The 12879-nt window shown below is 52.6% G+C and carries 10 protein-coding genes; 6 read left to right on the top strand and 4 right to left on the bottom strand.

Going from position 1 to position 12879, the window contains the following annotated elements:
- Nucleotides 1–11: 11 nt before the first annotated feature.
- From L103DPR2_RS06125 to L103DPR2_RS06110, 4 genes are read right to left on the bottom strand one after another with little or no spacing between them, the layout of a single operon-like run.
- Nucleotides 12–1667: a Na/Pi cotransporter family protein gene (locus L103DPR2_RS06125; protein ID WP_055360218.1), complete on the bottom strand. Its 1656-nt coding sequence runs from the start codon at nucleotides 1665–1667 to the stop codon at nucleotides 12–14.
- A gap of 4 nt (nucleotides 1668–1671) precedes the next feature.
- On the bottom strand, nucleotides 1672–3129 hold the full coding sequence (gene phnY, locus L103DPR2_RS06120; protein ID WP_055360217.1) for a phosphonoacetaldehyde dehydrogenase: 1458 nt from the start codon (nucleotides 3127–3129) through the stop codon (nucleotides 1672–1674).
- 19 nt (nucleotides 3130–3148) lie between these two features.
- Complete coding sequence (gene phnA / locus L103DPR2_RS06115; protein WP_055360216.1) at nucleotides 3149–4366, bottom strand: phosphonoacetate hydrolase; 1218 nt, start codon at nucleotides 4364–4366, stop codon at nucleotides 3149–3151.
- 11 nt (nucleotides 4367–4377) lie between these two features.
- Nucleotides 4378–5112 (bottom strand): FCD domain-containing protein, encoded by a 735-nt coding sequence (locus tag L103DPR2_RS06110; protein WP_055360215.1) that lies wholly within the window; start codon nucleotides 5110–5112, stop codon nucleotides 4378–4380.
- Nucleotides 5113–5269: 157 nt separating this feature from the next.
- Here L103DPR2_RS06110 and L103DPR2_RS06105 point away from each other — a divergent pair, with 157 nt between their 5' ends.
- Genes L103DPR2_RS06105 through L103DPR2_RS06080 form a run of 6 tightly spaced genes read left to right on the top strand, consistent with a single transcriptional unit; the run spans nucleotide 5270 to nucleotide 12867 of the window.
- Complete coding sequence (locus L103DPR2_RS06105) at nucleotides 5270–6301, top strand: putative 2-aminoethylphosphonate ABC transporter substrate-binding protein (RefSeq protein WP_055360214.1); 1032 nt, start codon at nucleotides 5270–5272, stop codon at nucleotides 6299–6301.
- A gap of 54 nt (nucleotides 6302–6355) precedes the next feature.
- The gene (locus tag L103DPR2_RS06100) at nucleotides 6356–7426 is read left to right on the top strand and encodes a putative 2-aminoethylphosphonate ABC transporter ATP-binding protein (protein WP_055360213.1); all 1071 of its coding nucleotides are present in this window, start codon (nucleotides 6356–6358) and stop codon (nucleotides 7424–7426) included.
- A gap of 7 nt (nucleotides 7427–7433) precedes the next feature.
- The gene (locus tag L103DPR2_RS06095) at nucleotides 7434–9131 is read left to right on the top strand and encodes a putative 2-aminoethylphosphonate ABC transporter permease subunit (RefSeq protein WP_055360212.1); all 1698 of its coding nucleotides are present in this window, start codon (nucleotides 7434–7436) and stop codon (nucleotides 9129–9131) included.
- 50 nt (nucleotides 9132–9181) lie between these two features.
- Nucleotides 9182–10297, top strand: coding sequence for a 2-aminoethylphosphonate--pyruvate transaminase (locus tag L103DPR2_RS06090; protein ID WP_055360211.1), 1116 nt, complete (start codon nucleotides 9182–9184; stop codon nucleotides 10295–10297).
- A 36-nt stretch (nucleotides 10298–10333) separates the two neighbouring features.
- The gene (locus tag L103DPR2_RS06085; protein ID WP_055360210.1) at nucleotides 10334–11707 is read left to right on the top strand and encodes a glutamine synthetase family protein; all 1374 of its coding nucleotides are present in this window, start codon (nucleotides 10334–10336) and stop codon (nucleotides 11705–11707) included.
- A 26-nt stretch (nucleotides 11708–11733) separates the two neighbouring features.
- Entirely contained in the window at nucleotides 11734–12867 is a 1134-nt protein-coding gene (locus L103DPR2_RS06080; protein WP_055360209.1) for an iron-containing alcohol dehydrogenase, read from the top strand.
- Nucleotides 12868–12879 lie beyond the last annotated feature (12 nt).

The raw sequence follows: 12879 nt of genomic DNA, 5'->3' as shown, positions 1-12879 counted from the left end.
AAAAGTAAACATCAGTCAGACAAAAGATCTGGCTGCTTCAGGCGTGTATGAGTCAATGCACCCGCCTGCTCCAAGATGGGATAAGCAATGGAGCAAATGTGCGAGTTGATGCGTTTCAAGTCGCTGATCAAATCAATGTGCAAAGAACTTGTGCCAATGCTTTGCGGTGTGTTCTCCTGCAAACGCGCCAAGTGGCGGCTGGCATACTCATGCTCCAAATTGCGAAACTGAACCTTTTGCTCCAGCAATGTTTGCGCATTGCGTACGCCACCGTCTAAGAACACACTCATACCCAATTGCAAGTTGGCAACCAAGCGTTGGTGCAAATCCTCGATTTCTGACAAACCTGCTTCTGAAAACTTGCGTCCTTTGGCAATTTTTTTATCTTCAATGTCTTGCAGAACCCGCTCAATGATGTCGCCAACTTGTTCCATGTTGATGGCAAAGGACATGATGTCAGCCCAGCGCTGCCCCTCACGTTGTGACAAGGCCTCGCGCGAAATTTGCGTCAAATAAAACTTGATGGCGGAATACAAATCGTCAACGCCATCGTCCATCTCTCGGAGTTTGGCAGCCAGCACTGCGTCGTCGTTTCGAATCACAGGCACAATGCCGCGCAACATCGCCTCCACGACATCGGCCTGATGCAGAGCCTCGCGGGCGGCACACGCAATGGCCAATGAGGGCGTCGTGAGTGCCGTAGGATCCAAATACTTGGGTTGAACTTTGTTGCTGTCAATTTGCGAAGAGGGCAAATACTGCGTGAGCCAATCGCCCAATTTGCCCGTCAACATCAACATGCAAACCGACAACAAGACATTGAACAAAAAATGGAAGCTAACGACCGCATCAAAACCCCAAGCCTGAATGTCATCGGCAACAGGCAAGTAAAAGCCTAAAAATGGCACCGCCAAAGCACATCCAATGGCCTTGAACATCAAATTGCCCAAAGGCACCCTGCGCACTTCGGCAGGTGACTTGGACATCGTGAAGAATGCCAACAAACCACTGCCCAAGTTGGCGCCAAGCACCAAGCCTAAAGCCATGGGCAAAGAAACCACTTGGGTTTGACACAAGGTGGCCGTTAACAAAACCATGGCCAAACTGGAGTAGGAAATGACGGTCAGCAAGGCCCCAATCAAAATCAAAATCACGGGGTCGTTGGGCAACACACTGAGCAGCACATGCATGCCATTGGATTGTGTGATGGGCTTGGTGGCCTCCACAATCAGGTGGAGCGCCAAGGTCATCAAGCCCAGCCCGATGGCCACACGGCCCCATCGGCCCAAAGTGTTGTTTTGATTAACCACAAACACCACCACCCCCACCACAATCAGCAATGGCGACAACCAACTCAGATCAAATGAGAACATCAGCGCCATCAGGCTAGTGCCCACATCGGCACCCAGCATCATGATCAGGGCTGTTGACGTCAGAAAAATACCTTGCCCCACAAAGGAACTCACGATGAGGCAAGTGGCGGTACTGGACTGCAGCAAACTGCTCACGCCCACGCCAGACACAAAAGCCCAGAGCGGCTTTTTGACACTGCTGGCCAGCACTTCACGCAGCGATGCCCCCAGAACACGCAAGATGCCAGTTCGCACGGTATGGGTGCCCCACACCAACAATGCAATTGCCGCCAGCAGGTTCAGAAGGTTGTGCATGCGCTCAAGCCCAAGGCATTGAATACGTTTTGATGTTGGTAAAGCTCTTCATCGCTTCTTGAACGCCTTCTTTGTAGCCCAGACCAGAATCTTTGATGCCACCAAACGGTGTGAGCTCTAAGCGATACCCAGGTACCTCTCGAACATTGACACTGCCCATTTGCAACTCATTCACAAAGCGCACAATGTAGTCCATGCGATTGGTGCAGACCCCGCTCGACAAACCATAGACAGTGCCATTGGCAATTTGAATGGCTTCGTCAATGTCTTTGAATTGAATGATGGGTGACACAGGACCAAAAGTTTCCTCTTTCACCAACAACATCTCTGGTCGCACTTGGTCCACCACGGTGGGTGAGTAAAGGGCGCCCCGTCGTTGATTGCCCACCAACAAACGAGCGCCGTGGGCGACAGCTTCGTTCACGCGTGCTTCAAAAAACTTGGCCGCTGCCTCGTCAATCACAGTGCCCATCAAATTGTCTTTGTCCGATGGATCGCCATACGTCCATGCTTTGGTTTTTTGCACCACCAAGTCGGTAAAGTCTTTGGCAACAGCTTGATGCACCAGCATGCGCTTGACGGCTGTACAACGCTGTCCCGAATTTTTGTAAGAACCTTGAACGGCCAAATTGGCGGCCTCTTCCAGGTCGGCATCTTCCATCACGATGAGCGGATCGTTGCCACCCAACTCCAACACAATGCGTCGGTAGCCCGCTTTGTCAGCAATGTATTTGCCAATGGCCACGCCGCCTGTAAAGGTGATCAAATCCACCGCTGGGTGCGTGAGCATTTCATCGGCAATCTCACGCGGGTCACCTGTGATCACACTCAACATCTCTGGCGGCAAGCCAGCTTCGTACAACAGGTCTGCAAAGTAAATCGCCGAATAAGGCACCTTCTCAGAGGGCTTGAGTACCATGCGGTTGTTGGTGGCCACACTGGGAATGACTTTGTGGGCCACTTGGTTCATGGGGTGGTTGAACGGCGTGATGGCCGTGATCACGCCCAACAAGGGCGCGCGCTGTGTGTAAACACGGCGCTGCTTGCCGTGGTGCGTCAAATCGCAACTGAAAATCTGACCATCGTCTTTCAGCACCTCTTGTGCGCCAAACAACAAGACATCGCTGACACGCCCGGCTTCGTAAACGGCATCTTTCCAGCACAAGCCAGCTTCAGCAGAAATCAAGTTTGCGATGTCGTCCAAACGATCTCTCACCAATGCTGCTGCTTTGTTCAAAATGGCTGCGCGGTCAAAACGTGACAACTTGGGCTTGTAGGCATGCGCAATGGCATAGGCTTCGCGCACTTCCTCCAAGGTGGCTTTAGGAACCGTCCCCAAGCGTTGCTCGGTGAAAGGGTTGAACACTTCGATGAAACGATCGCGTCCGACGCCCACCTTTTTGCCGCCAATGCGCATGGCATCGAGTTGATGGTCTTGGATGAATTGTTCGACTTGACTCATGGCCCTGGCCTTTTGAAATTTAAGCGGTTTGTCCAAAATTCAAGGCCAGATCAAACGCATCAAAATTGCGCCAGCGACGTTGACGGTCCAAGTTGGGCACAGCACGGTTCATGATCAAGGGCACGCGCTGTTCACTGATGCCACCGTGCGATCGCAAGGGCACATCAAGACCTGACAAATCGTGCTTCGATTTGGCGGTGCCCAGCACCGTGTCGTAATCGGACACCACCACCAAATCTCCCAATCGATCTGCTGGCAATTCAAATTTTTCAGCCGCTTGCTCGCGTGTCAACACCACCTCAATGCCCTGTTCGGCTTGCAATTTTTCACAAGCCTTCAGCGGATCTGTGCCTGCTGGCAAATAAATGGTCGCAAAAGAACCCAAAGCACCATGGTGCACCACATAGGGGTCGGTGATCGGCAGAATGACACGCACAGCGCCGGCACCCAACCAAGAATCAAACCAGTCTTGCAAATAGATCACCTTGGGTTGACCGTCCATACCCACCTTGGCATTCATGCCATGGTCTGCCGTCAACACCACAACGCATCCCATGGCATCGAGTTGCGCCATGTAACTGTCCATCATGGCGTAAAACGAATTGGCGCCATCGGTGCCAGGGGCAAACTTGTGTTGGATGTAATCGGTGGTCGACAAATACATCACATCGGGGCGTTGGTTTTTCATCAGCCACACACCGGCCGCAAACACAAACTCAGACAAGTCTGCGCTGTAGACGCTAGGCAAAGACTTGCCCACTTTGTTGAGCACATCGTCAATGCCATGCTCTGCCACTGTGGCTTTGTCGGCCTTCTCTGCAGAGAAGCAAATGCCCTTCATGTTGTGGCCCAACAATTGGCGTAACTTGTCTTTGGCAGTGACCACCGCCATCTTGCAGCCTGCATCAGCCAAAGCAGCCAACAAAGAAGGCGCACGCAACCACTTGGGATCGTTCATCATCACCTCAACGTTGTTGGCACTGTCGTACAGATAATTGCCACAGATGCCATGCACACTGGGCGGCACACCTGTCACGATCGACAAATTGTTCGGATTGGTGAAACTGGGCACCACACAATCGGCATGCAAACCCGTGCCTTGCGCCAGTACTTTTTTCATCCAAGGCATGTGACCGCCTGCCACGGCTTGGCCCAAATAGTCGGGCTCACAACCGTCCACACACACCACCACCACAGGCTGTTTGGGCAATTGATAAGTGCGATTGTTCACTTGCATGATTTTTCCTTTTAAGGCGCTTTGCGCTCAGAATATTTAACGTAATTGCGTATCGTTCTTTCGCGGCTCATCAGGACGTGCTGTCGCAGTGCTTCTGCAGATTTGGCTGCGTTGCGAGAACCGATGGCATCCAAGATGTCGCGGTGTTCATTCACTGAGGTCACCAACAAGGCATGATCTGAGAAATTGCGCCGTCGAAACAGACTCAACTCGCGTGTGAGTTTGCGGTACATCGCAATGAGTTTCTTATTGCCTGCATAGGCCACCATGGCTTCATGGAATTCCACATTCAAGCGGTAATAAGTGGCCTCGTCTTCCACCTTGACCGCCTGCTCCATTTGGGTCACCAAGGTTCGCAAACTTAACAACTGTTCTTCCGTGGCGTTGGCCGCCAAGGTGCTGCCCACGTGCGCTTCAATCATGGCGCGCAGGTCAAAAATCTCAAGGGCTTCTTCCAATGGAATTTGCCTGACATACACGCCTCGATTTTTCTCAAGTTGAACCAAGCCCACCTCTTCCAACACTCGGAAGGCTTCTCGCACGGGCCCTCTCGACACGCCGAGACGCTCTGCGAGGGAAGCTTCCGTGAGTTTGTCGCCAGGGCCCAACTCGCCCTCATTGATCAAGCGCTCAATCTCCTGTTGCACCGCACCCGTCAGCGAGTGTTTTTGCAACAGGGAGATGGTGGCATTGGCCTCACTGACGCTTGAAAGCGGTGCAGGCGAGAGAACAGTTTCGTTCGGCATGCACCGAATTTGATCACAACTTAGTCAATTGTCAACAATTTACAAAAAACAATTGACATGCTTTAAATCTTCGATTCCAATGATTTTCACGGGCTTGTCACAGCGCTGTCACAGCGTGCGTGGAAAGTAGTTGGTTTTAACTTGATAAGGATGACGTATGCGCGCACTTTACAAATCAGCCCTTCTTGTGGGCGGTCTGTTGCTAGGCTCTATGGCCTGGGCTCAAAAAACCCAACTGCTGGTCTATACAGCGTTGGAGGTTGACCAATTGAAAGCCTATCAAGAAGGCTTTAACAAGGTCTACCCAGACATTGAGCTCAAATGGGTGCGCGACTCAACAGGGGTGATCACCGCCAAACTGCTGGCCGAAAAAGCCAACCCCCAAGCGGATGCCGTGATGGGCGTCGCTGCCACCAGCCTCGAGTTGATGAACAAAAACGGCATGCTCGAGCCCTACGCCCCCCTCAACTTGGACGCCATCATGCCGCAGTATCGCGACAAGGCCAACCCACCTGCTTGGTGGGGTATGGACGTCTGGGGCGCCACCATTTGCTTCAACACCATTGAAGCCAAAAAACGCAACATTCCAAAACCTGAAACTTGGAAAGACCTGACCAAACCTATCTACAAAGGTCAGGTTGTCATGCCCAACCCCGCTTCAAGCGGCACCGGTTACTTTGACGTCATTGCATGGCTGACTTTGTTTGGCGACCAAAACGGTAAAGGCGGCGGCTGGAAGTACATGGACGCATTGCACGAAAACATTGCGCAGTACACACACTCTGGCTCCAAGCCTTGCAACATGGCGTCTAGTGGCGAATACGTGGTGGGCATTGCCTTTGAATACCGCGCGAACGCCAACAAAGCCAAAGGCGCCCCCATCGACTTGGTCTTCCCCAAAGAAGGCTTGGGCTGGGACTTGGAATCTTTTGCCATTCACAAAGGCACCAAGAAATTGGACGCTGCCAAGAAATTGGCAGACTGGGCCTCTAGCAAAGATGCCATGAAACTCTACGGCAAAAACTTTGCCATCACAGCACACCCCGGTGTGGCAGACCCTTTGCCCAATGTGCCCAAAGATTACGAGTCACGCTTGGTCAAGCTGGACTTCAAATACGCCGCAGAGCAACGTGAACGCATCCTGAACGAGTGGAATGCACGTTACAACGGTAAATCTGAAAAGCGTTAATTTTTACCAAATGGCCGCCTGGCCTTGCCAAGGCGGCCTTTTTGTTGGTCACTCATGTCTGCAAGTCCTTATCTTTCTCTTCAACACCTACACAAAGCCTTTGGCAACTTTGTTGCCTTGCAAGACATCAACTTGGACATCGTTCCAGGTGAGTTGGTTTGCTTTTTAGGCCCCTCAGGCTGCGGCAAAACCACTCTGCTTCGGATCATTGCAGGACTTGAAGTCCAATCGCGTGGTGTGATTTTCCAAGATGGCAAAAATATTTCGAGCGCCCATCCCGCCGAGCGAGATTACGGCATCGTGTTTCAAAGCTACGCCTTGTTTCCCAACCTTAGCATTGCCGACAACGTCGCCTACGGCTTGGTGAATCGCAAAGTGGCACGCGACGTCGTTCACCAACGCGTTCAAGAATTATTGAAGTTGGTAGGCCTGCCAGGCAGCGGTACCAAATATCCCAGCCAACTGTCTGGCGGGCAACAACAGCGCATTGCGTTAGCGCGTGCCTTGGCCACTTCACCTGGCTTGTTGCTGCTAGACGAACCTTTATCAGCCCTAGACGCTTTAGAGCGCGTTCGACTGCGCGAAGAAATCAGATCTTTGCAACAAAGCTTGGGCGTGACGACCATCATGGTGACGCACGATCAAGAGGAAGCCCTGAGCATGGCCGATCGCATCGTGGTCATGAACCACGGTTGCATTGAACAAGTGGGCACACCCACCGAAATTTACAGAGAGCCTGCCAGCGCTTTTGTGGCAGATTTTGTGGGCCAAGTGAATGTCTTGGATGGCACAGTTTCAGGTCAAGCATTGCAACTGGGCGACATGCGAATTCCACTGGCTGAAATCCCTGCAAATCAGCATCCAGAAGGCCCTATCAAAGTGTATTTACGTCCAGAAGATGTTTTGGCACGCCCCATCTTGGCAGGAGATGCATGCGTCTTTCAGGCAAGCATCCATGAGATTGAATTCTTAGGCGCGTTTTGCCATGTGCATGTGATGGCACCTGCTATCACGCCAAAACCACTCACCGTTTATTTGTCACTGAACTTTCTTGCAGAACAAAACTTGCAAGCTGGATCAACAATTCCTCTCAAACTGATGCCAGAGCGCATCAAATTGTTTTAAACCAGGCATGACTCTCGCACTGACTCACGTCAAACAACGCACGCATTGGAGTGAGTGGTTTGGCTTTGCTGGACTTGCCCTGGTCCTGCTCATTCTCCTGGCCTTCTTGGCAGCACCGTTGCTTGCCATCTTGCAACAGGCAGCACAAGATGATCAAGGACAGTTTGTGGGGCTGCGTAACTTTATAGGCTACCTGCAAACGCCATCCCTACTAGACAGCTTGTGGAACAGCGTGTGGGTGTCGCTTTTGGTGACCTTCATTGTGGTGCCCCTGGCATTTGTGTTTGCTTATGCACTAACGCGAAGTTGCATGCCAGGCAAAACTTTGTTCAGATCCATCAGCCTGATTCCATTGCTGGCACCCTCCTTGTTGTCTGCCATTTCCCTCATTTATTGGTTTGGCAACCAGGGCGTTTTGAAAGATGCCATGCAAGCCGTTGGCATTTCTCAAATCTATGGTCCTGCAGGCGTGGTGATTGCAGAATGTTTTGCAGCGTTTCCTCATGTTTTGATGATCTTGGTCACAGCACTTGCACTGGCCGATGCGCGCTTGTACGAAGCGGCCGATGCACTGGGCACCAGCACCCAACGCAAGTTCTTCACTATCACCTTGCCTGGCGCCAAGTATGGCTTGATCTCTGCCGCCTTGGTTAGCTTCACCTTGGTGATGACCGACTTTGGCATTCCTAAAGTCATTGGCGGCAATTTCAACATGATGGCCACCGATATTTTCAAATTGGTGATTGGCCAACAAGATTTTTCCAAAGGTTCAGTGGTGGCTTTGTTGCTGCTCTCTCCTGCAGTCTTGAGCTTCGCCGTTGACCGCTATGTCAGCGCACGACAGACCGCCATGCTGAGTGCCCGCGCAGTCGCTTATCAGCCCAAACCCAATGCGCGGCACGATGCCATCATGCTGGTTTATTGCACCTTCATTGCCATCCTGATGCTGGCCATGTTGGGCATGGCTGTGTTTGCTTCCTTTGCCAGCTTCTGGCCCTATGACCTGAGCCCTAGCCTGCGTCACTACACCTTGGGTTTGGTGGATGGCGAAGTAGGTGAAGGCTTTGTCAACAGCCTGAAGATGGCCAGCGGCACTGCATTCTTTGGCACCTTGCTTGTGTTTGTCACTGCTTACCTGCTTGAAAAAACAAAAGGCATGAATGCCGTGCGCGCACCGCTTCAATTGCTGGCAGTCATCCCAATGGCTGTGCCTGGTTTGGTTTTGGGCTTGGGTTATATCTTTTTCTTCAACATGCCAAACAACCCTTTGCATGGCATGTACCAAAGCATGGCCTTGCTCACGCTTTGCACCATTGTTCACTTCTACACCACTGGACACCTCACGGCCACCACCGCTTTGAAATCTTTGGATGCCGAATTTGAATCAGTCAGTGCCTCGCTCAAAGTGCCGTTTTACAAAACTTTTTGGCGCGTCACCTTGCCTATCTGCACGCCAGCCATGGTGGACATTGCGCGCTACTTTTTCATCAATGCCATGACCACCATCTCGGCAGTGGTGTTTTTGTATTCACCCGAAACCAAAGTAGCCTCCATTGCCATCTTGAATTTGGATGAGGCCGGCGATATTGGCGCCGCAGCCGCCATGGCGGTGCTCATTGGATTAATTTCCACCGTGGCCACTTTGTTGTTTGCGCTATTAAGCTGGTTTGTTGACAAGCGAACTCAAGCTTGGCGCGTTCGATAATTGTTCAATTTAATCTCACGCATCCATTTAACGACAGAGACATTTCCATCATGCAACGCGAAGCCATTCTCCTCACCCCCGGCCCCCTCACCACCACCTTGCGAACCAAATTGGCCATGCTGCGAGATTGGGGCTCTTGGGACAGCGACTTCATTGCCGTGACAGCACGAGTGCGCAAGAGTTTGCTGAATGTAATTCAGGGGCAAGAGACTCATGTGGTGGTGCCCTTACAAGGCAGCGGCACTTTCAGCGTTGAAGCTGCAGTGGCCACAGTGGTCCCACCCAGCGGTCATATTTTGGTGTTGGACAACGGCGCCTATTGCAAACGTGCGGCCAAAATTTCCACCATGATGGGGCGCAAAACCACATTGGTACCCACACCCGAAGACAAAGCTGTCTCTCCCATTGAACTTGAAGCTTTGCTCGTCAAAGATCCCAGCATCACGCATGTGGTCTTGATTCACTGCGAAACAGGGGCCGGTGTTTTGAACCCTTTGCACGAAGTGGCCAAGGTTTGCGAAAAGCACAACAAGGGCTTGATTGTCGATGCCATGAGCTCGTTTGCTGCCATTGAAATTGATGCCCGCAGCACCCGCTTCGATGCCCTCATTGCAGCCAGTGGCAAATGCCTGGAAGGCGTTCCTGGCATGGGCTTTGTGTTCATTCGCAAAGCCATTTTGGACAACTGCGCAGGCAACAACACCTCGCTGGCCATGGACTTGCACGATCAATATGTGTACATGGAGAAAACGGGCCAGTGGCGCTTCACACCCCCCACCCATGTGATGGTCGCTTTGGCGGAAGCCATTCAGCAGTTTGAAGACGAAGGCGGCCAACCTGCCCGCCTGAAACGCTATCAGCGCAATTACCAAACCTTGATCGAGGGCATGGCAGCACTGGGCTTCAAACCTTATCTTGACCCTTCTGTGCAAGCACCCATCATTGTCACTTTCCATGCGCCCGCGCATGCCAACTACGAATTCAGAAAATTCTACGAAGCTGCCAAAAAGCATGGCTTCATTTTGTACCCTGGCAAGCTGACTGAAATTGAAACATTCCGTGTGGGTTGCATTGGCGCCATTGGCCCCATTGAAATGCAACAAGCCGTGCATGCCGTGGCACTCACATTGAAAGAATTGGGCATTGCCAGCGGCGCACCCGCTTGATGCTTGTTATCGCATTGAATTTGTAAAGGACAAACCATGGCCACCTCCAAAGTACACCCCGCACTCAAAGCGGTTGAAAAAAGCGGTGCTCAAAAAGTCAAAGTGGCTGTGAGTGACATCGACGGCATTTTGCGTGGCAAGTACTTGCACATCGACAAATTCAAAGGCGCAGCAGAACCCTACCCTGCGGGTGGCTTTGGCTTTTGTGACGTGGTGTTTGGTTGGGACTCGTCCGATCAGTGCTACGACAACACCTCCGTCACGGGCTGGCAACATGGCTTCCCAGATGCACTGGCGCGCCTGGACTTGAACACGGCGCGCAATGTCCCCTGGGACAACAACGTGCCCTTCTTCATTGGCGAGTTTGTGAACAGCGATGGCACACCCCATCCCCTGTGCCCTCGCCAAACATTGAAGAAAGTCCTGAAGCGCGCCGAAAAATTAGGGGTGAGCCCCATGTGCGGCATGGAATTTGAATGGTTCAACTTCTTAGAAGACTCGCATTCATGGCAGCACAAAAAGGGGGTCGACCCTACTCCTTTGACACCCGGCATGTTTGGTTACTCTTTGCTGCGCATGAATCAAAACCGCGAGTTTTTCAACGCCATTCAAGATGAAATGCTTCAATTTGGCGTGCCCATTGAAGGCTTGCACACCGAAACAGGCCCAGGTGTTTACGAAGCCGCCATTGCCTTCAGCGATGCGCTGACACAAGCCGACCGAGCCATCTTGTTCAAAACAGGCACCAAAGAAATTGGCGCACGCTTTGGCATCATGCCCAGTTTCATGGCCAAGTGGAACGCCGCACTTCCGGGCTGCAGCGGCCACATTCACCAAAGCCTGAGCGATGGCAAAATGAATTTGTTTGCCGACGCCAAAGGCCGTCATGGCATGAGCAAAGTGTTTGAAAGTTACTTGGCAGGGCAAGTTGCGCACTTGATGGAATTTGCCCCCATGTTCTGGCCCACCATCAACAGCTACAAGCGCTTGGTGGATGGTTTCTGGGCACCTGTGAAGCCCACTTGGGGCATCGACAACCGAACGGCCAGCTTCCGCGTCATTTCTGGCTCGCCCAAATCGACTCGCCTCGAAACACGTTGCCCTGGCGCCGACGTCAACCCTTACCTGGCCATGGCAGCCGTCATTGCTGCCGGTTTGGACGGCGTGGAAAAAGGCATGAAGCTCACCGCGCCGGCCATTCATGGCACCAACGGTGGTGCCGAGAACATTCCCCGTGCACCCCGCACACTGATCGAAACCACCCGCAATTTCCAACAGTCCAAAGTAGCACGCGATTGGTTAGGCGATACATTTGTGGATCACTTTGCGGCCACCCGAGAATGGGAGTGGCGCCAATGGCTCGATGGCGTGACCGATTGGGAACTCAAGCGCTATTTCGAAATCATTTAATTTTTCAGACCCAACTGGACACCTTCATGAGCATTGATAAATTCTCCTTCCCCACCCCCATCCACTTTGGCGTGGGCGCCCGCAAGTTGGTGGGCAAACACCTCCAAGATTTAGGCTACAAGCGCCCTCTCATCGTGACCGACAAAGCCATGGCAGACCTGCCCCTCATGGCCGAATTCATCAGCCACTTGGCTGGCTTAGATGTCGCCGTTTATGCCGGTGTGCATGGCAACCCCACCGCCTCACAAGTGACAGCAGGCGGCGTGGCTTTCAATGCCCACAAGGCCGATTGCGTGATTGGCTTGGGTGGCGGTGCCTCATTGGATGTGGCCAAAGTGGTGGGCTTGTCGGCCACCCATGACGGCCCCATCTTGGAATACGCATGGGACCATCCCAAGGTGCGCAGCATCTCAGGTGCCCTGCCTTACTTTGTGGCCTTGCCCACCACCTCTGGCACTGGCTCAGAAGTGGGTCGCTCTAGCGTGGTCAGCGAGGACGACACACACCAAAAGCGCGTGATCTTCCATCCCAAGTTGTTGGCACAAACGGTTTTTGCAGATCCAGAATTGACCGTGGGCTTGCCCGGCAAAATTACCGCAGCCACCGGCATGGATGCGCTGACGCACAACATTGAAAGCTACTTGTCACCTGCCTACCACCCCTTGTGCGATGGCATCGCTTTAGAAGGCACTCGCATTGGCGCGGCAGCGCTGCACACTGCGGTCCACGAGCCTAGCAACCTCAAAGCCCGCAGCGACATGATGATGTCGTCCATGATGGGCGCCATTGCGTTCCAAAAAGATTTGGGGGCGGTGCACTCTTGCGCACATGCATTGGGTGCGGTGGTCGATATGCACCACGGCTTGGCCAATGCGCTCATGATCGATGTGGTCATGGCTTGGAACTACGAAGCCGTGCCCGAAAAATTCAACGAACTGGCCCATGTTTGCAATGTCAAAGGCGGCGGCAGTGCCTTCGTGACATGGCTCAAAGAATTGAAAGCGTCCATCGGCATCACAGGCAGCTTGTCCACTCATGGCGTGAAGCCAGAACACATGGCGCGCCTGGTTGAAATTGCCACCGCCGACATCTGCCATCAAACCAACCCACGTCCTTGCACTGCAGCCGATTTTGAGAAGCTGTTCAAGGCTGCCATGTAATTGAAGGCTTGC

It is taken from the genome of Limnohabitans sp. 103DPR2, from assembly GCF_001412575.1.
Classification (GTDB): domain Bacteria; phylum Pseudomonadota; class Gammaproteobacteria; order Burkholderiales; family Burkholderiaceae_C; genus Limnohabitans_A.
This window is presented reverse-complemented; position numbering and strand designations above follow the sequence as displayed.